Consider the following 26711-nt stretch of genomic DNA (forward strand, 5'->3'; position numbering starts at 1 on the left):
ATGGCTTTTCTGGAAATTGATGGTCTGAGGAAGCGTTTCGGCCAGGTCGAGATCCTGAAGGGGATCAATCTCGAGCTGGAAAAGGGCGGCTTCCTGGTGCTGGTCGGCCCTTCCGGCTGCGGCAAGTCCACTTTGCTCAATACTATTGCCGGACTGGAGACGATCACCTCTGGCGATATCCGCGTCGACGGCCGCACCATCACCGATCTGCACCCATCCAAGCGCGACATCGCCATGGTGTTCCAGAGCTACGCGCTCTACCCGAACATGACGGTCGCCGGGAACATCTCCTTCGGCATGGAGATGCGCGGCGTGCCGGCCGACGAGCGCCAGAAGGCGATCGACAAGGTGGCGAAGGTGCTTCAGATCGGCCATCTGCTGAACCGCAAGCCGAGCCAGCTGTCGGGCGGCCAGCGCCAGCGCGTCGCCATGGGCCGGGCGCTGGTGCGCGACCCCAAGCTGTTCCTGTTCGACGAGCCGCTTTCCAATCTCGACGCCAAGCTGCGCGTCGACATGCGCATCGAGATCAAGCGCCTGCACGCCACCACGGGCACGACGATCGTCTATGTCACCCACGACCAGATCGAGGCGATGACGCTGGCGACCAAGATCGCCGTCATGCGCGACGGCGAGGTGCAGCAATTCGGTACGCCGGCCGAGATCTACAACAACCCCAGCAATGTCTTCGTCGCCGACTTCATGGGTTCGCCGGCGATGAACCTGATCCCGGCGACCATCGACGGCAATGGCGGCGACCTCGCCGTCGTGCTCGATCGCGAGGCACGCCAGCCGATCACTTTGCCTATGGCCAACGCCCCGGCCGGATTGTCGGCGTTCAAGGGCAAGCCGGTCATCTTCGGCGTTCGTCCGGAGGCGCTCACCGATCCGGAAGGCGCGGAGCGCAACGCCTCGCAAATCGCCACCGCCGATTGCCATATCGAGGTGGTGGAGCCGGCCGGTTCCGACACCTTCGCCGTCACCAATCTCGGCGGCAAGGGCGTGGTGGCGCGACTACGCGCCGATGCCAACATCCAGCCCGGTACCAACACGCTGCTCGCCTTCAACCTGACCAAGGCGGTGTTCTTCGATCCAGCGACCGAGAGCCGTATTCGCTAATGCGTGTCGCCCAAAAGTGGGTCTGGTTTTGGGGCAATGACATGCATCAGAACAAAGACCTCTAGACAATGACAAACCCGGATATCGTCATCACCGGCTCCGGCATCGGCGGCGCCACGGTTGCCGCCGGCCTGGCCGGCAGCGGCGCTTCCATCTTGATGCTGGAGCGCGGCGAACCCTTGCCGGCGACCCCGCATGCGCGCGACACGCGCTCGATCTTCGTTGACGGCCACTACCGGCCGAAGGAGATGTGGCGCGAGGCCGGTGGCGCTGCATTCAACCCGGGCAATTACTATTATGTCGGCGGCAATTCTAAATTCTTCGGCGCGGTGCTGATCCGCTACCGCAAAGAGGATTTCTCCACCATGGAGCACTTCGGCGGCGTCTCGCCGGCCTGGCCGTTTTCCTATGATGAATTCGAGCCTTGGTATTCCAGGGCAGAGCAGCTTTTCCGCGTCCGCGGCACGCTCGGCGAGGATCCGACCGAGCCGTTCCACTCGGTCCCCTATGCCTATACGCCTGTGCCCGACGAGGCGCCGATCGCGCGTGCCCGCGCCGAGCTCAAGCGGCTGGGCCTGCATCCGGCCTCGCTCCCGCTCGGCGTCGACATCGACACCTGGCTGAAGGAGGGCAGGACTGGCTGGGACGCCTTCCCCAATACTGGCCAGGGAAAGATGGACGCCCAGACCGCACCGCTGGCGGCGGCACTGAACGATCCGAACATCAAGCTCGAAACCGGCGCCTATGTCGAATATCTCGAGACTGCTCCGGACGGCAAAACCATATCGGCGGTTCATTACCGCCAGAACGGCGAGCTGAAGAAGCTGTCGCCAAAACTGGTCATCCTGTCGGCCGGCGCGGTCAATTCAGCGGTCATCCTGCTGCGCTCGCCTTCTCCCGATGGCAAAGGCCTCGCCAACCGCTCCGACCAGGTGGGTCGCAATTTCATGAACCACAATTCTAGCGCCATGCTGGCGATCGATCCGCGCCGCAGGAACGATGCCGTCTACCAGAAGACGCTGATGCTGAACGACTACTATCTGACGGGCGGCAAGGGCGGCAAACCGCTCGGCAATGTCCAGCTTCTCGGCAAGATCGACGGAAACATGCTAAAGGCCAATGTGAAACGGGTGCCGAAATTCGTGCTCGATTTCATGGCCGGCCATGCGGTCGACTGGTATCTGATGTGCGAGGACCTGCCCGACCCCGAAAGCCGCATCATGGTCGACGGTAAGGACATCGTCATGCAATGGCGGCGCTCCAACATGCAGTCGCTCGACGGGCTGACCAAGGTGATGCGCGAGAATTTTCGCGCCTGCGGTTATCCCCTGGTGTGTCGCGCCCTTTCGACAAACGCACGCCCTCGCACCAGTGCGGCACGGTGAAAATGGGCGATGATCCGGCGACGTCGCCGCTCGATCCGTTCTGTCGCGCCTTCGAGCATAAGAACCTGTTCGTCGTCGACGCCAGTTTTCTGCCGAATTCGGCCGCCGTGAACCCTACGCTGTCGATCGCGGCGCAGGCGCTGCGTGTCGCCGAACACATCCGCAAAGCGGACCTCGCCGCATGACCCGCCCGGCGGCCATCGTCACCGGCGGCGCGCGCGGCATCGGCCTTGCCTGCGCCGAAGCGCTGGCCGACGCCGGCTTCGACATTCTCGTGGCCGACCTTGCCGAAACAGCCGCAGGCGAGCTCGCCGCTGACATAACCGCGCGCGGCGCGAAATTTGCCTATGTCAGTTGCGACATCGCCGATCTTTCTAGCCACGCCGCCTTGGTCGAAACCGCCATGCGCGACCTCGGCCGCGTCGATTGCCTGGTCAACAATGCCGGCATCGGCGCCGTCGTGCGTGGCGATCTGCTCGACCTCGAACCCGACAATTTCGACCGCGCGCTTGGCGTCAACCTGCGAGGCACCGTATTCCTCAGCCAGGCGGTCGCCAGGGCGATGCTCCGCCAGCCCAGCGATCATCCAAAATCGATCATCACCATCACCTCGGTCAGCGCCGAGATGGCCTCGCCGGAACGCTCCGAATATTGCATCTCGAAGGCAGGGCTTTCGATGTGGGTGAAGAATCTGGCGCTCAGGCTGGCCCCGGAAAACATCGGCGTGTTCGAGCTGCGGCCGGGCATTATCCGCACCGACATGACGGCGGGCGTGACCGCCAAATATGACGCTTTGATAGACAGCGGCCTGGTGCCGGCGAAACGCTGGGGCGAAGCGTCCGACATCGGCGCCATGGTGGCCGCGCTCGCTGCCGGGAGACTGGGCTTTTCGACCGGCTCGATCATCAATGTCGACGGCGCGCTCTCCGTGCCCCGGCTATGAACGGATGAGACAATGACCGACTATATCATCGTGGGCGCCGGCCCGGCCGGCTGCGTGCTGGCCAACCGGCTGAGCGAGGATCACTCCAATTCCGTGCTGCTGCTCGAAGCCGGCGGCAAGGATTGGCACCCCTATATCCATATGCCTGCGGGCTTCGCCAAGATGACCAAGGGCATCGCCTCCTGGGGCTGGTCGACGGTGCCGCAGAGGAACATGAACGACCGCGTCTTCTGGTACACGCAGGCCAAGGTGGTTGGTGGCGGCTCCTCCATCAACGCCCAGATCTACACGCGCGGCAATGCCCGCGACTACGACGCCTGGGAGAAAGAGGAAGGGCTGGCCGGTTGGGGCTACCGCGACGTGCTGCCCTATTTCAAACGGGCCGAGAACAACCAGCGCTACGCCAACGATTTCCACGGCGACGAGGGCCCGCTCGGCGTGTCGAACCCGATTTCGCCGCTGCCGATCTGTGAGGCCTATTTCCGCGCTGGCCAGGAGATGGGCATTCCCTTCAATCCGGATTTCAACGGCGCTGCCCAAGAAGGCGTCGGCTACTATCAGCTGACCCAGAAGGATGCCCGGCGCTCCTCCGCCTCGGTCGCCTATCTCAGGCCGATCCGCGCTCGCAAGAACCTCACCGTCCGGACCGACGTACTGGTCACCCGCATCGTCGTCGAGAACGTCCGCGCCATCGGCGTCGAGGTGGTCGACAGGCCGGGCGGCGAGACAAAAATCCTGCGCGCCGACCGCGAGGTGATCGTCTCGTCCGGCGCCATCGGTTCGCCTAAGCTTTTGATGCAGTCGGGCATCGGCCCGGCCGACCACCTGAAATCGGTCGGCGTCACGCCGGTGCACGACCTGCCCGGCGTCGGCTCCAATATGCAGGACCATCTCGACCTGTTCGTCATCGCCGAATGCACCGGCGACCATACCTACGACAATTATGCCAAGCTGCACCGCACGGCCTGGGCTGGCCTGCAATATCTGCTGTTGAAGAAGGGACCGGTGGCTTCCAGCCTGTTCGAGACCGGCGGCTTCTGGTACGCCGACCCGACCGCCGCCTCGCCAGATATCCAGTTTCATCTGGGTCTTGGCTCCGGCATCGAGGCTGGCGTCGAGAAGCTGAAGAACCCGGGCGTCACCTTGAACTCGGCCTTCCTGCGCCCGCGCTCGCGCGGCACGGTGCGGCTGAAAAGCGCTGATCCCGCCGACCATCCGCTGATCGACCCCAACTACTGGTCCGATCCCTATGACCGCGACATGTCGCTCAAGGGCCTGCGGCTGGCGCGCGAGATCATGCGGCAGAAGGCGCTTGCCCCTTACGTGCTGCGCGAGGTGCTGCCCGGTCCGTCGCTCGCCAGCGACGATGAGCTGATCGACTATGCCTGCCGCACGTCCAAGACCGACCACCATCCCGTCGGCACCTGCCGCATGGGCAATGACGACATGGCGGTGGTGGCGCCGGACCTGAGACTGCGCGGCATCGAGGGGCTGCGCGTCTGCGATGCGTCTGTCATGCCGCGCGTGCCTTCCTCCAACACCAATGCACCGACGATCATGGTCGGCGAAAAGGGTGCCGACCTGATCCTCGGCCGCGAGCCGCTGCCGCCGGCGGTGTTTTCCGGCAACCGCGTGGCATAGGAGCAGAAAATGATCAGGCACTGTGTCTTTGTCAGGTTCCGCAACGACATCGGCGTCGATGAGCGCAAGGCCATTCACGCCGATCTCGAGGCGCTTCGCTCCGTCATCAACGGCATGGGCACCGTCCGGTTCAGCACCAATGTCAGCCCAGAGCCTTTCGCGCGAGGTTTCAGCCATGGCTTCACCATCGATTTCCGTGATGCCGCCGCCCGCGACTCCTACCTCGTGCATGGGGCGCATCAGCGTGCCGGCGCCCGGCTGGTCGCGGCCCTCGAAGGCGGCACGGAGGGATTGATGGTCTTCGATCTCGATCTTACGAAAAAGTGACCGCCGGCCTTCCGAAAGCCGGCTGATCTCTGTTCTCTTTTGCCGACAGGGCGACATATCGTTCCTGGGGGATGCAAAGGAGGACGCCTTGAACCTCACTACCGAGCAGAAGAAAACCGTCCTGGCCTCATTCCTGGGCTGGACGCTCGATGCTTTTGATTTCTTCCTTCTGACATTCCTGCTCACCGATATTGCGACTGAATTCCAGACGGATGTCCCGGCAGTATCAAAGGCACTGTTCCTGACCTTGGCCACGCGCTTCATCGGCGCGTTCTTCTTTGGCATGCTAGCCGACAAATACGGGCGCAAGCCCATTCTCATGCTCAACATCGTCAGCTATTCGGTGATCGGCGCGCTCGCCGCCTTCTCGCCCAATCTCGGCATCTTCCTGGCGCTGCGGGCCTTGTTCGGCATCGCCATGGGCGGCGAATGGGGCCTTGGCAGCTCGCTTGCCATGGAATCCGTCCCGCCGAGCGCCCGCGGCATTGTCTCGGGCATCCTGCAATGCGGCTATCCTGCCGGCTATCTGCTGGCGGCGGTGGTCTACGGCCTGCTCTACCAGCAGACGATCGGCGGCTACACGATCGGCTGGCGCGCCATGTTCCTGCTCTCCTTCGTCCCGGCGCTGATCGTCCTGTTCATCCGCTCGCATGTGCCGGAATCTCCTGCCTTCGTCGAGGCACAGAAAACCGCTCGACCGGGAATGCTGGAGACCTTACAGAAGCACTGGGGCGTCGCGCTCTATGCTGTCGTGCTGATGATGTTCTTCAACTTCTTCAGCCATGGCACACAGGATCTCTACCCGACTTTTTTGAAGAAGCAACATGGCTTTGATCCGCATACGGTGAGCTGGATCACCATCGTTGCCAACATCGGCGCCATCGTCGGCGGCCTGGCATTCGGCGCGCTGTCCGAGAAGATCGGCCGTGTCAACGCCATCACCCTGGCCTGCATCATCGCCCTGCCGGCAATCCCGCTATGGGCCTACAGTTCCACGCCGTTCATGCTGGCCATCGGCGCCTTCATCATGCAGGTCGCGGTGCAGGGCGCTTGGGGTGTCATCCCCGTGCACCTCAACGAGCTTTCTCCCGGTGCGGTGCGCGCCACCTTGCCCGGCTTCATCTATCAGGCTGGCAATCTCGCCGCTTCCTATGGCGGTCCATATCAGGCCGGGATCGCCGAAGCCCCCGGCGGCAGCTATGGCTATGCGCTGGCGCTTTTTGCCGGCGTGGTCGCCGTCTGCATCATCGTCGTCATCCGCTTCAGTCCGGAGCGGCGCGGCCAGGTAATGACGGTGCTCGGCTGAGAGGTCAACCCATCCTCAGCGCGATGACGCCCGCGACAATGCTGAGCGCGGCGGCGCCGCGCCAGCCTGTCATCTTCTCGCCGAGGGCGTAGACCGAGATCATCATGGCAAACAGGATCGAAGTCTCGCGCAGCGACGCCACCGAGGCGATCGGCGCCTTGGTCATCGCCCACATGACGATCCAGTAGGCGGCGCCGGAAAGCACACCGGTGAACAGTCCCGTCTTCCAGTCGCGCGCCAGAACGGGAAGCGCCTTGGGCCCTCGGAAAACGAGGCACAGCACCAGCGCCCCAAATGCATCGCAGATGAACAGCCAGGCGGCATAGCTCTGCGCCGTTGCCGCCAGCCGCGCGCCGCTGCCGTCGGACAGCGTGTAGCTGGCGATGAAGATCGACGTGCCCAGCGCATAGCCGACGGCGCGCAGGTTCAGCTTCTCCAGATGCGCGCCACCGCGAAACGACATCACCAGCGTGCCGGCCGACAAAAGCAGGATGCCAAGGATGGCAAGCGGCGCCGGCACTTCGGCGACGACGAACATGCCGCCAATCGCGGCCAGCAGGGGTGCCGTGCCACGCGCCAGCGGGTAGGTCTGGGCGAAATCGCCGGCTTGGTAGGCTCCGATCAGGAAGGTGCGATAGCCCATGTGGAAGATCACCGAAGCGATGATGTAGGGCCAGACCTCCGCCTTCGGCACCTCGACGAAGGGCAGCACGACGAGGGCAGCAGTGCCCATGCCGAGCGTCATCAGCGTGATCGACAGGAAGCGGTCGAGATGCACCTTGACCAGGGCGTTCCAGATCGCGTGCATGGCGGCCGCGGCAAGCACCGCGAAGAAGACGAAAAGCGTCATAGGGAGCTCATCGACCTCCCCAGCCGAAGGGCGTCTCGAGATCGATGTCGACCCGGACCGGGAAGTGGTCGGAAGCCACCTCGCCGATGTCTGATCCAACCGAACGCACACGCCCGGCCAGCATGCCGCCGACGAAGCAATGGTCAAGCCGGCGCTTTGCCAGCCTGCCGTCGATGATCTTCTCATGCGTATGGAAATCCGCCACCGGCTCGCTGGCGACAGAAGCGGCATCGACCAAGCCGTCGAGATAGGCAGCACCCCGATGATAGGGCGTGCCGCCGACAATTCGGCGATATTCGGCGCTGCCGGGTTCCATGTTGAAATCGCCCATCCAGATTGTCGCCAGCGGATTTTCCGGCTCGACTTCCCCATGTGTCCAGTTACGCGAAGGTTCGTCATCCGCGCCGCTCCACGGTCCGCCTTCCGATTGTGCCCGGCGGTGCTCGGTCATGAGATAATCAATCTGCTCCAGCCGCTCTTCCGCCGCGATGTGCGCGAGATGCAGCGACAGCACCCTGACCGGCCCCGCCGGCGTGCGGATCATGCATTCGAGCGCGGCGTTGCGGGTGTTGAGCGGCCGCAGTGTGCGGCGCATCGGCAGCGCGTGCAGTCGCGACCAGACGATCGGCAGCTTCGACATGACCATGGTGCCGAACTGCCGGCGGCGATTGACCAGGCGGCCGTCACGCAGCTCGCTGGCATCCATGTCGAAGGCTGGGCCGTAGACCCAGTGATACCCGGCCAGCAACTGGGAAAGCATCTCCGGCTGGTCATCGAAATCGCTGCGCTGCCAGTGCCGCTCGACCTCCTGCAAGGCGATGATGTCGGCGCCGGCGGCAAGGCGTGCCGCACGCGAAAGATCGTAGCGTCCGTCGCTGCCGAATCCGTACTGGATGTTGTAGCTGACCAGCTTCATTGCTTATCCGGCTCACTTTNGCTGGTCATCGAAATCGCTGCGCTGCCAGTGCCGCTCGACCTCCTGCAAGGCGATGATGTCGGCGCCGGCGACAAGGCGTGCCGCACGCGAAAGATCGTAGCGTCCGTCGCTGCCGAATCCGTACTGGATGTTGTAGCTGACCAGCTTCATTGCTTATCCGGCTCACTTTTCGATGTTGGCAGTAGCGGTTCGGCTGATCGCTTGCAATGTGCAGGAGGACGGATGGGGCTTGGGCCAGCAGGGCAGCGGTCGAGACGCGGTATCTGCTAGTCGGTGGTCAGCGGCTGGAAGCGCCCTGCCGGCGATGCCGCAAGCTCCGTCCAGTCGATCTCTTCCTCCAGACGGTGATAGGCTTCGTCGCCGATGGTGCCGTCGCGGCGCAGCTCCTCCAGGGCATCGCGCTGGCTTTTGATGGCATAGAGACGCAGCCTGTCATATTCGGTCGCGGCCTGGGCGTCCTCGGGATTTTTGGCGACCTTGCGCTGGGCGGCATATTGCTCGCGCACAGCGGCTGCGGCGCTCGAGGTCTTGCCGCTCAATACATCGAGAGCAGCCTGCATCACCACGACGCGCGCCTTCGCGACCTCCCGGTCGACCGTTTCGTCGGGATCCAGTTTCAGGATGCGCAGCAGCGGCTTCAGGCTCATTCCTTGCAGCACCAGGGTGCCGAGCACGACCGTGAAGGCGGCGAGCACGATCGGGTCGCGAGCAGGAAATTCGACCGGCAAGGCGAATGCCGCCGCAAGCGTTACCAGTCCGCGCATGCCGCACCAGCCGATGAGCACGCCGCCGCGAAAGGACGGCGTATCCGGCTGGTGCTCGGCGCCGCCAAAGCGGGCAAACCACCTGATGATTGCACCGCAGCCCAGCACCCAGATCAGGCGCGAAACGATGACGACCGCCAGCACTGCCGCGGCAAAGATGAACGCGTCGAGCTCTCCCGTACCGGCGAGCCGTCCGACGATCGACCGCGCCTGCAGACCCATCAGCACGAAGGCCAGCACGTTGAGCACGAACACCGCCGTCTCCCAGACCGAATAGGAACTGACACGCTTTCTCGCTGACATTCGGCGTGGCGCGGTCTGCGCGATAGTCATGGCGTAGACGACGATTGTGATGATCGCCGAGAGACCCAACCTGTCCGCCAGAATCCAGACACCGAACGTGCCGGCGAACTGCACAACGGTGCCGCTGGCGGCGTCCTCGATGCGGCTCAGCGTGGCGAGCGACAGCCGGCCCAGTACATAGCCGGCCACCAGGCTTCCAACGGTCGACAAGGCGACCATGGGCGCGGCGCTGCTCAGCAGGAACGGACCGAGTGCGGCGGCGACAGCGATACGGTAGATCAGCAGCGCGGTTGCATCGTTGAGCAGGCTCTCGCCTTGCAGGATGGTGGTGATGCGGTGCGGCACCTTGAACTGTCCGAGCACGGCCGACGCCGCGACGGCATCGGGCGGCGCTACGATGGCGCCAAGGGCGACAGCCGCGGCGATCGGCAGGCCTGCCATCTTCCAGCCGAGCAGCGCAACCGCTGCGGTGGTGAAAACAACCGCCCCCAAGGCCAACAGCGCGAGCGGCAGCCGGTTGCGATTGAGGTCGCGCAACGAGGTGTCATAGGCGGCGTCGAGCAGCACGGGGGCGATGAACAAGGCCAGCGCCAGTTCCGGGTCGATTTCGATGGTGGGCATGCCGGGCAGGAAGGCGATGCCCGCGCCCGCCAGCGCCAGCAACGACGGATAGGGAACTTGCAGCCGCCGCGACAGCGCCGTCAGCGCGACTGCAATCAACAGGAGGATAAGCGTCAGTTCGAAAAGAGCCATGCTCTATCGTAGCCGCCGAACGAGGCGATTGGCAGTGCCAAAGTCATGGTCGTGAAACAACAGGGACACCTCTGGCACGGGCCGTGTCGCTGCCGACAGCATGAGAAATCCCGATGGCTGGCGCGCCCGTTTGGGAGCGCCTTCCGACAGCGGACTACCTAGTGCAGCACCAGCATATCGCTCGACGAGAACGAAATCTCGGCCTTCTCTCCGACCGCGGGCGGCGGGGTGGCGGAGTTGTTGAACGTGTCGAGCGACACCGTGTTGCCGCCGATGCCGACACGGACCCGGATAACCGAGCCGAGGAAGTGCACTTCGGAAATCTCTCCGGTCAGGCTGGAGTCGCGGCCGGGCTGGCGGCCGAGCGAAATCGCCTCGGGCCGCAGCGCCAGAGACAGCGTGTCGCCGGACTTCGAGCCGTTGAGCTTGCCTTTGAGCGAGACTTCCTGCGTGTTGACCTGCACCTTGCCGGAGGCGGCGTCGGTGACCTTGCCTTCGAGCACGTTCAGCGTGCCGACGAAATTGGCGACGAACTTGGTCGCCGGCCGGTTGTAGATCTCGAACGGCGTCGCGACCTGCTCGGCCTTGCCGCCATACATCACCGCGATGCGGTCGGAGATCGACAGCGCCTCTTCCTGGTCATGGGTGACGAAGATTGTGGTGATGCCGAGCTTCTTCTGGATCGAGCGGATTTCTTCGCGGAGCGACACGCGCACCTTGGCGTCCAGCGCCGACAGCGGCTCGTCGAGCAACAGGAGCTTCGGCTTCGGCGCGATCGCGCGCGCCAGTGCGATGCGCTGCTGCTGGCCGCCGGACAGCTGGTAGGGATAGCGGTCCGCCATCTGCGGCAGCCTGATCATGTCGAGCATCTCGGCGACGCGCCTGTCGGCATCGGCCTTGTTCATGCCGGCAACCTTCAGCCCGAAAGCGATGTTCTGCGCCACGGTCAGGTTCGGGAACAGCGCGTAGGCCTGGAACACCATGCCGACATTGCGCTGGTTAGGCTTCAGCCGCGTGATGTCCTTGCCGGCGACGACGATCTTGCCGGCCGATGGTTCCTCGAAGCCGGCGACCATGCGCAGCACCGTCGTCTTGCCGCAGCCGGATGGCCCCAGGAACGAGACGAACTCGCCCGGCTCGACGTCGAGGCTGAAATCCTGCACCACGGTGTTGGACCCGTAGGACTTTCGCACATGCTGGATCGACAGGAATGGCTCGGCCATGGCTTTTTCTCTCAGGTCAGTTCGGGCGGTTCGCCGATTTCGGCGCGAAGCGGGACAGGATCTGGATGAGCGACATGCAGCCCCAGGTAATGGCGAAGGCGATGATGGCAAGGGCTGCCGGTTCATAGGCGCGGTTGGCGCCGACGTTTTGCAGATAAGGGCCGAAGGCCGGACGGTTGAGGAGGCTCGCCATGGTGAACTCGCCGATGACGATGGCAAAGGTCAGGAAGGCGCCCGACAGCACGGCGATCAGGACATTGGGCAGGATCACCCGGCCAATGATCGTGCCCCAGCCGGCCCCCAGGATCTGCGCTGCTTCGGTCAATGTCCGCACATCGATGGTGCGCAGCCCGGTATCGACGGCGCGATACATGTAAGGCAGAGCCAGCGTCGCATAGCCGATCACCAGGAGGGCATTCGCTCCCATATTGCTGCCCAGGAACGGCAGCGGGGAATTCGAGCCGTACATCCGGATATAGCCGAAGACGATGACGATGGCTGGAATGACCAGCGGCAACAGCGTGATGAATTCGACGATCGGCCTGAGCCGCGGCAGGCGCAGCCGGATCCAATAGGCCGCCGGCACCACGATCAGCACGCCGAGAATGATGGTGAAGACGGCCGCTACCACCGAATACAGGAAGGTCGACTGGAAGCGAGCGTCGCCCAGCACGATCTGGTAGGCGTCGAAGGAATGGACGCCGCGGCGCATGCGCAACGAGAACTCGACAGTCGCCATCAGCGGAATGAAGAAATAGGCCGCGCCGACAATGAAGACGACCCAGGCCCAGAATTTGCCCGACTTCATTTGAGCCACCTTTCGGACCGGGTCCGGAACCAGATGTAGAAGACGTTGGCCAAGCCCGTGATGACGATCATGCCGAAGGCGATGGCATAGCCGAGCTGCGGGTTGTGCAGCACGTCGCCATTGATCTGCGAATAGAGCTTGATGGGAACGATGTTGAGTGCCGGGCCGGCAAACGCGTAAGCCGTGGCGATGGCGCCGAAGGAATTGGCGAACAACAGGATGACGGTGCCAAGGAAGCTCGGCCATATCACCGGAATGACCACCATGCGCCAATACTGCGACTGGGTGGCCCCGAGCGTGGCGGCGGCCTCGCCCCATTCCTTCTTCAAGCCGTCGATGGCCGGCACGATGATGACCACCATCAGCGGAATCTGGAAGAACAGATAGACCGCGATCAGGCCCGATGTCGTGAGGAAATTGAAGCCCATCGCGTAGATGTTCACATTGAGAACGTCACGCAGAAGCGTTGTGACGATGCCGACGCGGCCGAGGGTAGCCAGGAAGGCGAAGGCCAGCGGCAAGCCGGCGAAATTCGAGGCGACACCCGAAAAAGTCAGGGTCGCCGAGCGGGTCCAGTTGGGAAGGCCGCCGCGCACGATGGCGATGGCAATCGCGAGCCCGGCGAAGGCACCGATGACGGCCGACCAGAAACTGATCTTGATCGAAACCCAATAGGAAGCGCTGATCGAGGGATCGCTGATCAGCTGCAGGATATTATCCAGCGTCAGCTGACCGTCGCCATTCTGGAAAGCGCCCAGGACGAGATAGATCGTCGGCAGGATCAGGAACATCAGGACGAAGATGAAGAAAGGCGCCACGCCAATCCACTGCATCGGAAAGCGGAAAGTGGTCGCCTCGTTCGGCGGCGCGGGCTTGGTGGTAACGGACTGATTTGAGAGCGTAAGATCGGTCATGCGCCGGCTACCGTCTTCGAGGGGAAGCCGGGCGGCCTCGCGGCCGCCCGGTGGATTTCAAGCGTTACTTGACGTTGGCGCCGACAACGGCGTCCCAGTTCTTGCTGATGGTCTCCTTCGCCTTGCCCTGCTCGTCGAGCGTCGGGAAGGCGGCCGAGGCGTAGGATTCCGCTGGCGGCAGCTTGGCCAGAACGTCCGCGGGGATCTTGCCGTTCTTGGCAAGATCGTTGAAGCGGATCGGGTGGCAATAGCCCTTCAGCCAGCCGACCTGGCCTTCGTCGGAATAGAGATATTCCATCCACAGCTTGGCAGCATTCGGATGCGGCGCGAAGGCGCTGATCGCCTGCACATAAACACCTGCGACAACGCCGGTCTTCGGCACGATGACGTCGACGGGCGGGTTGCCCTTCAGCGTGTCGCGACCGGCGAGCGCGTTGTAATCCCAGTTGATCAGGATCGGGGTCTGGCCTTGGGCAAGCGTTGCCGGCTTGCCGACGACCGGCACGAAATTGCCGGCGGCGTTGAGCTTCTTGAAGAAGTCGAGGCCAGCGGTGCCAGCGGCCTCACCAGCAGCCGCGCCACCGGAAAGGCCCGCGGCGTAGACGGCCTGGATGGCCTGGTTCGAAGCGCGCGGATCGCCGGCAACGGCGACCGCGTTGGCGAATTCGGGCTTGAGGAGATCGGCCCAGTCCTTCGGCGACTCCTTGATCAGGTCCTTGTTCACCATGAACGAGAGCACGCCATAATAGTCGCCGTACCAGGCGCCATCGGCATCCTTGGCGCTGTCCGGGATCGAGTCCCAGGTGGACACCTTGTATGGCATCAACAGGCCATCGGCCTTGGCGGTCGGGCCGAAGGACAGGCCGACGTCGATGACATCAGGAGCCTGCGGACCCTTGTTGTCCTTGTTGGCCTTGATCGCCTCGACTTCGTCGCCGGAGCCGGCGTCGGGGTTGAGTTCGTTGACGGTGATTTCCGGATACTTCGCCTTGAAGCCGGCGATGACGTCGCCGTAGCCGCACCAGTCATGCGGCAAGGCGATCGTGGTGAGCTGGCCTTCGGCCTTGGCGGCCTTGATGAGATCGTCCATCGAAGCGGCGGACGAAATCACCGACGACACCATCAGGGTCGCGGCCGAAAGGGAAAGCATTTTCCCCGTGAATTTGAACATGTGTTCTCTCCATTGAACTGACGCCGTTGGACGTCTGCGATGCGGTACCGTTTTCGTGTGACAGCCAGATGAAAGCTTTGTGAAACCGGCGCCTCGCAGCGTGAAAAGTTAACTCTTTTTAACGGACTGTAGCAATTAGCCATCACTTAATTTTCCGGCTAATCATTAATCCGCCCCTATATCGCCCCTTCCCCTCTCCTTTCCCCTCGTTTCCCGATCAACTTCCGCACCCCGGAACCGGCCTCAGACCGTCCCGGCGATGGCGTTTTCGAGCAGTGTCAGCGCCGCCTTCTTGGTCAGCTTGACCGGGTTGCCGCCGGCCGTCGGATCGACCACCGCCATGTCGGCGATCAGCCCCTTGCGCTTCTTGTCCATGTCGAGCCCCTTGATCAGGCCCGGCAGCGCGTGCGGCACCTTCAACTCCTTGCGCAGCTTGATAACGGCCTTGGCGAAGCCGTCGAAACCGCCCTTGATGCCGCAATAGGCGGCGAGCCGGGCAATACGCTCCTCGATGGAGTCGCGATTGAAGGCCAGCACATAAGGCATGAACACGGCATTGGTCATGCCATGATGGGTGTCGTAGAGCGCGCCGATCGGATGCGACAGCGAGTGGATCGCACCCAGCCCCTTCTGGAACGCCGCGGCGCCCATGGCGGCCGCGCTCATCATGTGGGCGCGGGCGACGAGGTCCTTGCCATTGGCATAGGCCTTCGGCAGGTTCTCGAACACCAGGCGTATGCCTTCGACGGCAATGCCGTCGGCCATCGGATGATAGCCCGGCGCGCAATAGGCTTCGAGGCAATGGGCAAGCGCGTCCATGCCGGTGCCGGCGGTGATGAAGGAAGGCATGCCGACCGACAGCTCCGGATCCGCGATGACGATCGCCGGCAACAACTTCGGATGGAAGATGACCTTCTTGGTATGCGTCTCCTCGTTGGTGATGACACCGGCGCGGCCGACCTCCGAGCCGGTGCCGGCGGTGGTCGGCACCGCGATGATCGGCGCGATGGCGTCGGAGTTGGCGCGCGTCCACCAGTCGCCGACATCCTCGAAGTCCCAGACCGGCCTGACTTGGCCGGCCTGGAAGGCGATCAGCTTGCCGAGGTCGAGCGCCGAGCCGCCGCCGAAGGCGATGACGCCGTCATGCTTGCCCTTCTTGAACACCGCGATGCCGGCGGTGAGGTTGGACTCGACCGGGTTCGGCTTCACCTCGGAGAAGACGCCATAGGGCACCTTGGCCTCGTCGAGAATCCTAAGCGTCGAGGCGACGACCGGCAGTTTCGCCAATCCCGGATCGGTGACGAAAAGCGGCCGCTTGATGCCGGTGGCCGCGAGCACCTCCGGCAGTTCCTTGATGCGCCCGGCGCCGAAACGAACAGTGGTGGGGTAGTTCCATTTGGAGATGAGCTTGGACATTTTTGTCTTTCGAAAATTAGATGGCTTCACGCAGATGGAATGATTTCGGCCGGGTCAAATTGTCATAGCCCAGTGCCGACAGGGCAACGCCCTTGCCGGTGTCCTTGACGCCGGTCCAGACCAGCGCCGGATCAAGATAGTCGCAGCGGTTCATGAACACCGTGCCGGTCTCGACGCGGTCGCCGATCGCCACCGCATGCTCGGTGTCGCGCGTCCAGATCGAGGCCGTCAGCCCGTAGGGGCTGTCGTTCATCAAAGCGATCGCCTCTTCATCGTTGCGCACCTTCATGATGCCGACGATCGGCCCGAAACTTTCCTCGCGCATGACGCTCATCTGGTGGTCGACTTGCGTCAGCACCTCCGGCGCCAGATAGGGCGAGCCGGCCTTGTCGTTAGCCAGCTTCATGTCGATGTGCGCCTTGGCGCCCTTACGCAGCGCTTCGGCCTTCTGCTCGCGGATCAGATCGGCAAAGCGCGCCTGCGCCATCGGTCCCATCGTCGTCGCCTGCTCCAGCGGATTGCCGACGACATAATTCCTGGTCTCGGCGATGAAGCCTTCGACGAACTCGTCATAGACCTTCTCGTGCACATAGACGCGTTCGATGCCACAGCAGCACTGGCCGGAATTGAAGAAGGCGCCGTCGACCAGATTGGCCACGGCATGGTCCATCTTGGCGTCGGGCAGCACATAGGCCGGATCCTTGCCACCAAGTTCGAGCCCAAGCGTCATGAAGGTGCCTGCCGCCGCCTTTTCGATAGCACGGCCGCCAGCGACCGATCCGGTGAAATTGACATGGTCGATCTTGCCGGAACCCAGCAGTTTTTCGGTCTGTGCATGGTTGAGCACGACATTCTGGAACACGCCCTTTGGCAGGCCGGCCTTGTCGAACGCCTGTTGGAAGCGCTCGCCGACCAGCAACGTCTGCGCGGCATGTTTGAGGATGACGGCGTTGCCGGCCATCAGCGCCGGCACGATGGTGTTGACCGCTGTCAGATAGGGATAGTTCCATGGCGCGATCACCATGACCACCCCAAGTGGATCCTTCTTCACATAGCGCCGGAAGCCGTCCTTCGGGTTGGAGGCCGGCACGGACTTGAGCGCCGCTTCCGCGATCTCGACCATATAGTTGGTACGCTCCTTGACGCCGCCGAACTCGCCGCCATAACGAACGGGACGCCCCATCTGCCAGGCGATCTCCGGCACGATCTCGTCTGATATCGCGACCAGTGCTTCCAGCATCGCCAGCATGTACTTGCCACGCTCGACGATCGGCGTCCGCGCCCACTTCTCCTGCGCCGCCCTGGCGAGCTCGACCGCGGCGTTGATCGCCTGGTCGGTAGCGACCGGCCGCTCGGCATAGATCGAGCCGTCGATAGGGGATTTTAGTTTGACCGTTTCGGTCATCGTTTAAGTCCTCGCACTTCTGTACAATCGAAATCACATGGCTTGACGCTGCCCCTCACACCTTTCTTCACGGGAGAGGGTAAGGGTGAGGGGCGGCGTCAGCCTAGTACCGCTCGAAACCCCTGTGCAGTTCCCAATCCGTGATACGCCGATCGTATTCGAACTGCTCCCACTTCGCGGTGTGCACATAATGTTCGAGCACATCCTCGCCGAGAGCCTGTTTCAGCATCTTCGACTTCGCCAGCGTCTCGGTCGCATCGCGCAGCGTCTTTGGAATCTCCGGCAAACGAGAAGCCTGGTAGGCGTCGCCGACGAAAGGCTTCTGCAATTCCAGCTTCTCGTCGATACCGGCGAGGCCGGCCGCGATCAGCGCCGCGAAGGCGAGATAAGGGTTGAGGTCGGCGCCGCCGATGCGGCATTCCATGCGGATGCCCTTGGTGCCCTCGCCGCACAGGCGGAAGCCGGCGGTGCGGTTGTCTTCGCTCCACATGATCTTGGTCGGCGCGAAAGTGCCGGCTTGGAAGCGCTTGTAGGAATTGACGTAGGGCGCCAGGAACCAGGTGAATTCCTTGGCGTATTTCAACTGCCCGGCCGCCCATTGCTGGCCAAGGGTCGACAAGGTCCAGTCGGCTTGTCTGTCGAAGAACAGGGGCGTCTTGCCGTCCGCGCTCCACAGCGAATTATGGATGTGGCTGGAATTGCCGGCGAGACCGTAATTATACTTGGACATGAAGGAAATCGCCTTGCCTTCGGACTCGGCAATCTCCTTTGCGCCGTTTTTCAGGATGACGTGGCGGTCGGCCATGTCGAGCGCTTCTGCGTAGCGCACATTGATCTCTTCCTGGCCCGGACCCCACTCCCCTTTGGAGTTCTCGATCGGAATGCCGGCGGCTTCCATTTCGTTGCGAAGCCGGCGCATGACGCCTTCTTCCTTGGTGGTGATGCCGATCTGGTAGTCGCCGATATAGGGCGAGGCTGTATCGAGCCCCTGCCAATGCTTCTTGCGGGCGGAATCGTAGGTCTCGTTGAACAGGTAGAATTCGAGCTCGGAAGCGAAATAGCCGATATATCCCCGCTCGCTCAGCCGCTTGACCTGCTTCTTCAGGATGGCGCGCGGCGAATGCGGCAGGTCGTCGTGGGTGTGGTGGTCAAGCACGTCGCAAATGACGAGCGCCGTCTTTTCCAGCCAGGGAATGCGCCGCAGCGTCGCCAGGTCCGGCTTCATGACGAAGTCGCCATAGCCCTTCGACCAGCTTGCCGCCTTGTAGCCCGGCACCGGCTCCATATCGATGTCGGCCGCCAGCAGGTAGTTGCAGCCATGCGTCTCGTCATGCGCGGAATCGACGAAGTATTGCGCCAGGAACCGCTTTCCCGCCAATCGGCCCTGCATGTCGACAATGCATGCCAGCACAGTGTCGATCTCGCCGCTGGAGACCGCTTTCTTCAACTGATCGAACGAGAAATTTCCGGCCATTTCCTTTGGCACTCCAGTGCTTGGTCGTTGAAAGGGAGGAACAAAACCATGGCCGGCGCGATGCCGGCCATGGTTGGTGATGCTTGAAGTCAGTGGCCGGTTTCGCCGACCGCCTGTTCGGCTGCCTTGATCGCCGCCTGGCGCGCGGCGATGATGTCGCCGAGTGGCGGACCCTGGAAGCGGTTGCGCTCGAAGGCGAACCAGACGATCGCCGTCAGGATGAAGAAGCCGACGGTGATGTAGAGCGCCCAGTCGTTCGGCGGCTGGATGCCGATGACGAAGATCAGGATCATCGACACGATCGACAGGACGGCAAACAGCATGAACACGCCGCGCCCCATGTTCCATGGACCCATCTTGTCCCACTTCGGCGTGCCCCAGGCCAGCATGCCGAGCACGATCGGCACGGTGAAGGACAGGAACAGGAAGATGACGGTGCACGATACGACGATGGTGTAGGCCGAGGTGCCGGCGACCGAAACCAGCGTCGACCCCCAGACGAACAGCACCGACAGGACCGACGCCGTCCAGATCGCCGCCACCGGCGTGCGATAGGTCGGGCTGACCTTGGCGAGTGCCGCCGAGCCCGGCAGGCCGCCGTCACGCGAGAAGGCGAAGATCATGCGCGACGCCGACGTGACGGTGGCGAGACCGCACAGAAGCTGCGCGATGAACACGACGAGATAGACGAACTCCTTGAGGCCGGGACTGACGCGCTGGTCGAAGGCCCAGAAGAACACGTTCCAGCCCTGCTTGGCGGCGTCGTCCATGTTGGGGATCATCAGCACGAAAGCGGCCAGGAACAGATAGCCGAAGACGGCCGACCAGATCACCGACATGACCATGGCGCGCGGCACCGAGGAAGCCGCCTTGATGGTTTCCTCGGAAGTATGGGCCGAAGCGTCATAGCCGGTGATCGTGTAGATCGGCAGCAAGAGGCCTAGTGCGAACACCCACGCATTCGAGACCGACGGCCAGACGCCGGCGCCGGCGTCACCCGAATAGTTGTGGAAGGTGAACAGGCGGCTGAAATCCCACGTCTCGGCGGAGAACAGACAGACGACCGCGATCAGGATCGAGCCGAAGAAGATCAAATAGCCGGAGAAGTCCGTCAGCTTGGCCGTCAGCTTGATGCCGAGATGGTTGATCAACGCCTGGGCGCCGGTGATGACGACCAGGAAGATCATCTGGTTGGTCAGCGTGCCCTCGATGCCCAGCGCCGGTCCGAAGGCGCCGACGAAGAACGTCCAGGTGCCGACATTGATGGCGCCGAGCACGGTGATCAGGCCGAGCAGGTTGAGCCACGCCGTCACCCAGCCGGTGCCGCGATTGCCGAGGATCGAGCCCCAGTGATAGAGGCCGCCGGCGGTTGGATAGGCCGAGCTGATCTGCGACATGGCGACCGCGAAGGTCAACGAAATAAAGCAGCCGACCAGCCAACCGATGCCGATGCCGATGCCGCCGGCGCCCGACGTTGCCTGAGCCAGCGAATTGATGCCGCCCGACAGGATGCAGATGATGGAGAAGGAAACGGCGAAGTTTGAAAAGCGGCTGAGACGCCGCTCCAGTTCCTGGGCGTAGCCCATGCTGTGGAGGGCCTTTACGTCCTCCGCCTTGTCAACGTCTGTATAACCCGGTGCTGCCATTGGAAGTCCCCTGTTTGTTTCTCAGCTGGCCGATTGGACTGACTTTCTGACTGAATGCGATCTGGGCCGCGTGGCCTCCTCTGGTTCCAGATCCGAAAAAATGCCGGTGAGCAGATCCGCCCATTTCCGCTGCCCGGTTTCGCCGGATATCTCATCGTTGCGGATTTCGATCATTGCACAGGGCAGCCCACGCGAGCGCGCATGCCGTTCCAGCGTGAAATAGACGCGATCGGCAGGCGAATAGGGTTCGTTGACGCCGACGGTGATGCCGGCAAGCCGCTGTAGCGCCGCTATCAGCGGTGCCGCCAGCCGGCGATCTTCGTCATGGATGATGCCGATATGCCAGGGCCGGTTGCGGCCCTTGTAGACCGGCGTGAAGGAATGGACGGAAACCAGGCGGGTCTCCTGCCCGCGCGCCAGCCTGTCTTCGACAATGCGCTCGATGGTGCTGTGAAATGGCTGCCATGACAGGGCGACCCGCGCCGCGCGCTGTTTTTCGGACAGGCCGGTATTACCCGGTATGGCAGTGGTTTCGCTGACCGGCGGCACCAGGTCCGGCGCGTCGAGCGGCCGGTTGCAATCGATCACCAATCGCGAAATGCGGGTTTCGATCAGCGTGGCATCGAGCGCCTGCGCCATCCGCAGCGCAACCGGCAACGCACCGGGATCCCAGGCGATGTGACGCGACAGGTCCTCGGTGGCGAGCCCGAGCGTGCCGAATTGAGCCGGCATGAAATTGGAAGCGTGGTCGCAGGTCAGTACGAAAGGGCTCGATCCGCCAGGGTTCGTCACCCCCACGGTATCAGACGATGCAAGGCTGGCGGGCCGCGCTGTCTCCATAGTCCTGCCGTCCCCTGGGAGCGCTGTATCGTATGTTACGTATTTTGTTTCATTGCGTCCCGGTGGATGATTTCATACAGTTTGTTTGGCTTTGTCAAATGCGATCTGGGGAAAAGACCGTCGGCGGGCCAAGGGTGGGGAAAAGATGATTTCCAACATTGCCGAATTGATTGCCGACCGTATCGGCGCGATGCCCGCCGGCGAACGGCGCGCAGCGCAGACGCTGATCGCGAGCTATCCGATGATCGGACTGAAGACGGTCGCCGAATTCTCATCCGCGGCCGGCGTATCCTCGCCGACGATCCTGCGTTTCGTCGCCCGGCTGGGTTTCCAGAATTATCCCGAGTTCCAGTCGAGCCTCCAGGATGAACTGGCGGCGCAATTGCAATCGCCGGCGATACGAACGCTCAACCCGCCCACGCCTAGTGGCGGCATGGTGTCGCCCATGCTGGAAGCGACGCTCGACAATATGCGCGAGACCTTCAGGCATCTGTCCGACAAGCAGCTTGCCGACATTGCCGCCAGGCTGGCCGAGCGGCGTGGCAAGACATTTCTGATCGGCGGCCGCTTCACCGACCCGCTGGCGCGCTACATGGCCGCCCACCTCGCCGTCATCCAGCCCGATGTCTTTCACCTCGCCGGCCAGGAGAGCATGTGGCGCGACCGGCTGATCGACATGGGCAAGCGCGACGTGCTGGTGATCTTCGACATCAGGCGCTATCAGGACAGCCTCGTCCGCTTCGCCGAAAAGGCGCATCAGCGCGGCGTTCAGATCGTACTGTTCACCGACCAGTGGCTGTCGCCGATCGCCCGCTTTGCTCGCCATGTCATCGCCGGACGAACCGCCGTGCCTTCCGCATGGGATTCCTCGGCGGCACTTTTCGTCGTCGCCGAAACGCTGATCGGCGCCGTCACCAGGCAACTCGAGGCCGACGGGGCCCGGCGCATCCGCGAGATGGAAGGCCTGCGATAGGTCGAATCCTCCGGATAAATGCATCGGCTTCGCGGCCGTCTCGGTCTCACGTTACCGAGATTTAATGTGCACGATTGCGTGATAATTGCCATAAACCGCTGATATTGGGGGGTGGCGTGGCCGAATTTTGCCTCCCGCCCGCATCGTCGCTGTGCCGTTCCTTCGGGAAGGGCTGACGATTCGTGAAACCGGAGTGTCGATGCGGACCTGGAAGCAAATTGCCGTTGCGCTTGTGATCGTGCTCGCCGCCGCGGCCGCCTGGGCACGCTTCTATCCAGGCGCGCCGGAAGTGCTGGCGCGCTGGGGGATGGATTGGGCCTACGCGGCAACGCCTCCCGCCAGAAACGGTGCGGACGGCGCGAAACAGGCTGGCAATCGCAATGGAGTCCGGCAGGTCAACGTCGTCGCCTTGCCTGCCGGTACGGCCACCATAAACGACCGCCTGCAGGCGATCGGCACCGGCCGTGCCAACGCCTCGGTGACCGTCAATCCCTACAGTTCCGGCCGCCTTGCCGAGTTGCTGGCCGAATCCGGCACTCATGTCGACAAGGGACAGATCATCGCAACGCTCGATTCCGAGACGGAGATCATCGCACAGAGATCGGAAGAGCACACGTCTNGGCGACACCGGTCGCGGTCGCCGATGCCGAAGTGGTTCTGGCTGGCGCCAAGCTGGCGCTTCAGGACGCCGAGCTTGCACTGCAGCGCCGCTCGATACTGGCGCCGATCACCGGCACGGTCGGCATCCTGCCGATCTCGGCCGGCAATTACGTCACCAACCAGTCGGCGATCGCCACGCTTGACGACCGGTCCTCTATCCTGGTCGATTTCCAGGTGCCCGAGCGCTTCGCCGCCGCCGTCAAGGTCGGCGCGCAATTGACGGCGACGTCGATCGCCAATCCGAGCAACGCCTACACCGGCACCGTTTCAGCGATCGACAATCACATCGACGAAAAGAGCCGCACACTTCTGGTCAAGGCCACCATCGCCAATCCGGCCGATTCGCTGCGCGCCGGCATGTCGTTCTCCATCACCATGAAATTCCCCGGCGAGACCTATCCGGCCGTCAGCCCGCTGGCGATCCTGTGGGGTTCGGACGGCGCCTATGTCTGGCAGGTCGAGGACAGCAAGGCCAGGCGCGTGCCGGTGCGCATCATCCAGCGCAACACCGAGACCGTATTGATCGACGCTGAGATCGACAGCGGCGACATGGTGGTCACCGAAGGCACCCAAAGTGTCAGCGAAGGCGGCGAGGTTCGCATCGCGGACCAGGAGCAGCGCGCCACCAAGGCCGCGGAAGGCTCATGACCGGCTCCGTCAACGCCGCCAGCGATACCGGCTTCACCGCACTGTTCATCCGCAGGCCGGTCATGGCGTTCGTGCTGAACACCCTTATAGCCGTTGCCGGCCTCGCTGCCTTCTACGGTGTCGAGATCCGCGAACTGCCCGACGTCGACCGCGCTGTTGTCACGGTCTCCACGACCTTCGAAGGCGCGGCCGCCGAAACCGTCGACCGCGAACTGACCGACACGATCGAGGGCGCCGTCGCCCGCGTCTCTGGCGTCAAATCGATCTCGTCTTCCTCCTCATTCGGCTCGAGCCGCGTCACCATCGAGTTCAACGACGGTGTCGATCTGAACGTCGCCGCCTCGGATGTGCGTGATGCCGTCGGCCGGGTCGCCAACCAGATGCCCGATACCGCCGATCCGCCGCGCATCGTCAAGGCCGATGCCAATTCCGACGCTGTGATGCGGCTGGCGGTGACTTCGGACACCATGTCGATCCAGGACATGACGGTGGTGGTCCAGGACCAGATCGAGGACGAACTGGCAGCCGTACCCGGCGTCGCCGACGTCCAGCTCTATNGGACATGACGGTGGTGGTCCAGGACCAGATCGAGGACGAACTGGCAGCCGTACCCGGCGTCGCCGACGTCCAGGTCTATGGCGACCGCGACAAGATCTTTCGCATCGACGTCGACCAGAACAAGCTCGCCAGCCTCGGCTTCACCGTCGCCGACCTTCGGACGGCGCTTGCCTCCGTCGCCTTCGATTCCCCGGCCGGGTCGATCACAACGACCAACCAGGACCTGATCGTGCGCACCACGGCCGACGTGACGACGCCCGAGGAATTCGAAAACATCATCATCGGCGGCACAACGCGCATCCGCGATGTCGCGACCGTCACGCTCGGCCCCGATGTAGGCCAGACGACGCTGCGTTCGGACGGTAAGACCGGAATCGGCCTAGGCATTATCCGCCAGGCGGAATCGAACACGCTGGACATTTCGACGGGCGTGCAGGCCGCCGTCGCCAAGCTGCAGGAGAACTTGCCCAAGGGCATGTCGATCAAGATCACCAGCGACGACGCTGTCTTCGTCAAGGGTGCGGTGCACGAGGTCGAGATCGCGCTTGGCCTGTCGGTTACCATGGTGCTGATCGTCATCTACATCTTCCTGCTCGACTGGCGCGCCACGCTCATCCCCGGCCTGTCGATGCCGGTCGCCATGATCGGCACCATCGCCGCCATCTATCTGGCCGGCTTCTCCGTCAACATCCTGACGCTGCTCGCTTTGGTGCTGGCCACCGGCCTTGTCGTCGACGACGCCATCGTCGTCTTGGAAAACATCGTGCGACGGCGCAACGAAGGCATGGGGCCGCGTGCGGCGGCCGTGCTCGGCGCGCAGGAAGTGTTCTTCGCCGTCGTCGCCACGACACTGACGCTTGTCGCCGTCTTCGTACCGATCTCGTTCCTGCCCGGCCAGACCGGCGGCCTGTTCCGCGAATTCGGCTTCGTGCTTGCGATGTCGGTGCTTCTGTCCTGCGTGGTCGCGCTGACGCTTTGCCCGATGCTTGCCTCGCGCATGCTGACCAGCGCGCCGCTTCACCGAGAGGCCGGCCAGGGCATTGGCGCTCGCATCGGCGGCGTCCTGAATGCCGGCTACAAGCGCGCGCTGCACGCTTGCCTCGACGCGCCCTGGATCGTGATTCTGGTAGCGGTGCTGTTTGCCGGCGTCGCCTTCGCGCTGTTCGGCACCATCCGCCAGGAACTGACGCCGACCGAGGACCGCGCCGCGGTGCTGTTGCGCATCAACGCCCCGCAAGGCGTCAGCCTCGACTATACGACACAGCAGATGCAGAAGATCGAGCGGCTGATCCAGCCGATGCGCGATTCCGGCGAGATTCGCTCGACCTTCGAAAACGCCGGCCAGAACGGCTCCTACAATTCTGGCTTCATGGTGATGACGCTGGCGCCGTGGGACGAGCGCAGCCGCGGCCAGCAGGAGATCATGGCCGAGATCAGTCGATTGACCAGGCAGGTGCCCAGCGTGCGGATCTTCCCGGTCCAACCCAACAGTCTCGGCATCCGCGGCGCCGGCAACGGCCTGCAATTCGCTCTGGTTGGCAACGACCGCAAGGCGCTTGGCGATGCGGCGGTCAAGATCATCGCCGAAATGCAGAAGGATCAGCGCTTTCAGACGCCGCGCCTGTCGATCGACCCGACGCAGCCGCAACTGGCCGTAGCGATAGACCGTGAGCGCGCGTCCGATCTCGGCATCGACATCACCGGGCTCGCCAACACCATGCAAGCCATGCTCGACGGCAATGACGTCGTCGATGTCTACATCGCCGACCGCAGCTACGGCGTGAAGCTGGTCTCGACCACCAACCCGATCAACGACCCGACCGATCTGGAAAATGTCTTCCTCAAGACGGCGGATGGCCGCTTCGTGCCGATGTCGACCATCGCCACGCTGACCGAGCGCGCCGTACCACCGTCGCTGTCGCGCGAACAGCAGCAGCCTTCGGTGGCGATCACCTCGAACCTCTCGGGCAATTTCGCGCTTGGCGATGCGCTGACACGCGCCGAGCAGATCGCCACGCCGCTCCTGCCGCCTGGAAGCCGAATCCTGCCCCTGGCCGAGGCAGCGACTTTGGGTGAAACCAACAGCGCGATGGTCACCATCTTCGGCTTTGCCCTGGTCATCATCCTCCTGGTGCTGGCCGCCCAGTTCGAGAGTTTCGTCAGCGCCGTCATCATCATGGCGACGGTGCCGCTCGGCCTCGCCTGCGCCATTTTCGCGCTGCTGCTTTCGGGCACCAGCCTCAACGCCTACAGCCAGATCGGCCTGGTGCTTCTGGTCGGCGTCATGGCCAAGAACGGCATCCTGATCGTCGAATTCGCCAACCAGCTGCGAGATCGGGGCTGGGGGGTGCGCGAAGCGATCGAGCAGGCTTCCACCATCCGTCTGCGGCCGGTGATGATGACGATGATCTGCACCATACTTGGCGGTGTCCCGCTCGTGCTGGCCGCCGGTGCGGGCGCCGAGGCACGCGTGGCGCTCGGCTGGGTCATTGTCGGCGGGCTTGGCCTGGCCACCATCTCGACGTTGTTCCTGACCCCGGTCGCCTATCTCCTGCTTGGCCGCTTCGTCACGCCGAAGACCCATGAGGAAGCACGGCTGAAGCGCGAACTCGAGGAAGCCGCCTCCACCAATGTGGAACCGGCGGAATAG

Annotated in this window: 20 protein-coding genes and 3 pseudogenes; 10 read left to right on the forward strand and 13 right to left on the reverse strand. The window is 63.2% G+C overall.

Features of this window, described 5'->3' with window-relative positions:
* From X742_RS164205 to X742_RS164185, 7 genes are all read left to right on the forward strand, one after another.
* Positions 1-1116, forward strand: coding sequence for an ABC transporter ATP-binding protein (locus X742_RS164205; protein WP_023770523.1), 1116 nt, complete (start codon positions 1-3; stop codon positions 1114-1116).
* Between the two features lie 68 nt (positions 1117-1184).
* Positions 1185-2501, forward strand: a complete 1317-nt coding sequence (locus X742_RS01000000169650) for a GMC family oxidoreductase (protein WP_348524165.1) — start codon at positions 1185-1187, stop codon at positions 2499-2501.
* Positions 2432-2686: a GMC oxidoreductase gene (locus tag X742_RS1000000176690; protein WP_348524169.1), complete on the forward strand. Its 255-nt coding sequence runs from the start codon at positions 2432-2434 to the stop codon at positions 2684-2686. Before X742_RS01000000169650 ends, X742_RS1000000176690 begins: the two co-directional genes overlap by 70 nt.
* On the forward strand, positions 2683-3444 hold the full coding sequence (locus tag X742_RS164200; RefSeq protein ID WP_023770524.1) for a 3-ketoacyl-ACP reductase: 762 nt from the start codon (positions 2683-2685) through the stop codon (positions 3442-3444). Before X742_RS1000000176690 ends, X742_RS164200 begins: the two co-directional genes overlap by 4 nt.
* A gap of 12 nt (positions 3445-3456) precedes the next feature.
* On the forward strand, positions 3457-5085 hold the full coding sequence (locus X742_RS164195) for a choline dehydrogenase (protein ID WP_023770525.1): 1629 nt from the start codon (positions 3457-3459) through the stop codon (positions 5083-5085).
* 9 nt (positions 5086-5094) lie between these two features.
* Positions 5095-5412, forward strand: a complete 318-nt coding sequence (locus X742_RS164190) for a Dabb family protein (RefSeq protein WP_023770526.1) — start codon at positions 5095-5097, stop codon at positions 5410-5412.
* An 88-nt stretch (positions 5413-5500) separates the two neighbouring features.
* A complete protein-coding gene (locus tag X742_RS164185) occupies positions 5501-6718 on the forward strand; it encodes an MFS transporter (protein ID WP_023770527.1) in 1218 nt (405 codons plus the stop codon).
* A 4-nt stretch (positions 6719-6722) separates the two neighbouring features.
* Here X742_RS164185 and X742_RS164180 read toward each other — a convergent pair whose 3' ends face one another.
* From X742_RS164180 to X742_RS164125, 13 genes and pseudogenes are all read right to left on the reverse strand, one after another.
* Complete coding sequence (locus tag X742_RS164180) at positions 6723-7568, reverse strand: EamA family transporter (protein WP_023770528.1); 846 nt, start codon at positions 7566-7568, stop codon at positions 6723-6725.
* Between the two features lie 7 nt (positions 7569-7575).
* Positions 7576-8484, reverse strand: coding sequence for an endonuclease/exonuclease/phosphatase family protein (locus tag X742_RS164175; protein ID WP_023770529.1), 909 nt, complete (start codon positions 8482-8484; stop codon positions 7576-7578).
* Between the two features lie 24 nt (positions 8485-8508).
* Positions 8509-8655, reverse strand: a pseudogene (locus tag X742_RS1000000173810) (EEP domain-containing protein); the annotation flags it as partial.
* A gap of 116 nt (positions 8656-8771) precedes the next feature.
* On the reverse strand, positions 8772-10325 hold the full coding sequence (locus X742_RS164170; protein WP_023770531.1) for a sodium:proton antiporter: 1554 nt from the start codon (positions 10323-10325) through the stop codon (positions 8772-8774).
* 158 nt (positions 10326-10483) lie between these two features.
* Positions 10484-11548: an ABC transporter ATP-binding protein gene (locus tag X742_RS164165; RefSeq protein WP_023770532.1), complete on the reverse strand. Its 1065-nt coding sequence runs from the start codon at positions 11546-11548 to the stop codon at positions 10484-10486.
* A gap of 16 nt (positions 11549-11564) precedes the next feature.
* Positions 11565-12356, reverse strand: a complete 792-nt coding sequence (locus tag X742_RS164160; protein WP_023770533.1) for an ABC transporter permease — start codon at positions 12354-12356, stop codon at positions 11565-11567.
* Positions 12353-13189: an ABC transporter permease subunit gene (locus X742_RS164155; protein ID WP_198019181.1), complete on the reverse strand. Its 837-nt coding sequence runs from the start codon at positions 13187-13189 to the stop codon at positions 12353-12355. The genes X742_RS164160 and X742_RS164155 overlap by 4 nt, the downstream gene beginning before the upstream one ends.
* A gap of 145 nt (positions 13190-13334) precedes the next feature.
* Positions 13335-14441, reverse strand: a complete 1107-nt coding sequence (locus X742_RS164150) for an ABC transporter substrate-binding protein (protein ID WP_023770535.1) — start codon at positions 14439-14441, stop codon at positions 13335-13337.
* 243 nt (positions 14442-14684) lie between these two features.
* The gene (locus X742_RS164145) at positions 14685-15857 is read right to left on the reverse strand and encodes an iron-containing alcohol dehydrogenase (RefSeq protein ID WP_023770536.1); all 1173 of its coding nucleotides are present in this window, start codon (positions 15855-15857) and stop codon (positions 14685-14687) included.
* Positions 15858-15873: 16 nt separating this feature from the next.
* Entirely contained in the window at positions 15874-17262 is a 1389-nt protein-coding gene (locus X742_RS164140; RefSeq protein ID WP_023770537.1) for an aldehyde dehydrogenase family protein, read from the reverse strand.
* 103 nt (positions 17263-17365) lie between these two features.
* Positions 17366-18736: a glutamine synthetase family protein gene (locus tag X742_RS164135; protein WP_023770538.1), complete on the reverse strand. Its 1371-nt coding sequence runs from the start codon at positions 18734-18736 to the stop codon at positions 17366-17368.
* Positions 18737-18825: 89 nt separating this feature from the next.
* The gene (locus X742_RS164130; RefSeq protein WP_023770539.1) at positions 18826-20382 is read right to left on the reverse strand and encodes an amino acid permease; all 1557 of its coding nucleotides are present in this window, start codon (positions 20380-20382) and stop codon (positions 18826-18828) included.
* A gap of 21 nt (positions 20383-20403) precedes the next feature.
* A complete protein-coding gene (locus X742_RS164125) occupies positions 20404-21222 on the reverse strand; it encodes an N-formylglutamate amidohydrolase (RefSeq protein ID WP_023770540.1) in 819 nt (272 codons plus the stop codon).
* Between the two features lie 145 nt (positions 21223-21367).
* Between X742_RS164125 and X742_RS164120 the strand changes: the two genes are divergently transcribed.
* The 3 genes and pseudogenes from X742_RS164120 (at position 21368) to X742_RS01000000169660 (ending at position 26711) form a co-directional block, all read left to right on the forward strand.
* The gene (locus tag X742_RS164120) at positions 21368-22195 is read left to right on the forward strand and encodes a MurR/RpiR family transcriptional regulator (RefSeq protein WP_023770541.1); all 828 of its coding nucleotides are present in this window, start codon (positions 21368-21370) and stop codon (positions 22193-22195) included.
* A 199-nt stretch (positions 22196-22394) separates the two neighbouring features.
* Positions 22395-23503 (forward strand): annotated as a pseudogene (locus X742_RS01000000169655) (efflux RND transporter periplasmic adaptor subunit).
* Positions 23500-26711 (forward strand): annotated as a pseudogene (locus X742_RS01000000169660) (efflux RND transporter permease subunit). Before X742_RS01000000169655 ends, X742_RS01000000169660 begins: the two co-directional pseudogenes overlap by 4 nt.

The organism is Mesorhizobium sp. LNHC229A00 (assembly GCF_000502415.1).
GTDB lineage: Bacteria > Pseudomonadota > Alphaproteobacteria > Rhizobiales > Rhizobiaceae > Mesorhizobium.

Coding starts and splice junctions, on each gene's coding strand:
- X742_RS164205 (WP_023770523.1), top strand. CDS start 1: ATGGCTTTTCTGGAAATTGATGGTCTGAGGAAGCGTTTCGGCCAGGTC.
- X742_RS01000000169650 (WP_348524165.1), top strand. CDS start 1,185: ATGACAAACCCGGATATCGTCATCACCGGCTCCGGCATCGGCGGCGCC.
- X742_RS164200 (WP_023770524.1), top strand. CDS start 2,683: ATGACCCGCCCGGCGGCCATCGTCACCGGCGGCGCGCGCGGCATCGGC.
- X742_RS164195 (WP_023770525.1), top strand. CDS start 3,457: ATGACCGACTATATCATCGTGGGCGCCGGCCCGGCCGGCTGCGTGCTG.
- X742_RS164190 (WP_023770526.1), top strand. CDS start 5,095: ATGATCAGGCACTGTGTCTTTGTCAGGTTCCGCAACGACATCGGCGTC.
- X742_RS164180 (WP_023770528.1), bottom strand. CDS start 7,568: ATGACGCTTTTCGTCTTCTTCGCGGTGCTTGCCGCGGCCGCCATGCAC.
- X742_RS164175 (WP_023770529.1), bottom strand. CDS start 8,484: ATGAAGCTGGTCAGCTACAACATCCAGTACGGATTCGGCAGCGACGGA.
- X742_RS164170 (WP_023770531.1), bottom strand. CDS start 10,325: ATGGCTCTTTTCGAACTGACGCTTATCCTCCTGTTGATTGCAGTCGCG.
- X742_RS164165 (WP_023770532.1), bottom strand. CDS start 11,548: ATGGCCGAGCCATTCCTGTCGATCCAGCATGTGCGAAAGTCCTACGGG.
- X742_RS164160 (WP_023770533.1), bottom strand. CDS start 12,356: ATGAAGTCGGGCAAATTCTGGGCCTGGGTCGTCTTCATTGTCGGCGCG.
- X742_RS164155 (WP_198019181.1), bottom strand. CDS start 13,189: ATGCAGTGGATTGGCGTGGCGCCTTTCTTCATCTTCGTCCTGATGTTC.
- X742_RS164150 (WP_023770535.1), bottom strand. CDS start 14,441: ATGTTCAAATTCACGGGGAAAATGCTTTCCCTTTCGGCCGCGACCCTG.
- X742_RS164145 (WP_023770536.1), bottom strand. CDS start 15,857: ATGTCCAAGCTCATCTCCAAATGGAACTACCCCACCACTGTTCGTTTC.
- X742_RS164140 (WP_023770537.1), bottom strand. CDS start 17,262: ATGACCGAAACGGTCAAACTAAAATCCCCTATCGACGGCTCGATCTAT.
- X742_RS164135 (WP_023770538.1), bottom strand. CDS start 18,736: ATGGCCGGAAATTTCTCGTTCGATCAGTTGAAGAAAGCGGTCTCCAGC.
- X742_RS164130 (WP_023770539.1), bottom strand. CDS start 20,382: ATGGCAGCACCGGGTTATACAGACGTTGACAAGGCGGAGGACGTAAAG.
- X742_RS164125 (WP_023770540.1), bottom strand. CDS start 21,222: ATGGAGACAGCGCGGCCCGCCAGCCTTGCATCGTCTGATACCGTGGGG.
- X742_RS164120 (WP_023770541.1), top strand. CDS start 21,368: ATGATTTCCAACATTGCCGAATTGATTGCCGACCGTATCGGCGCGATG.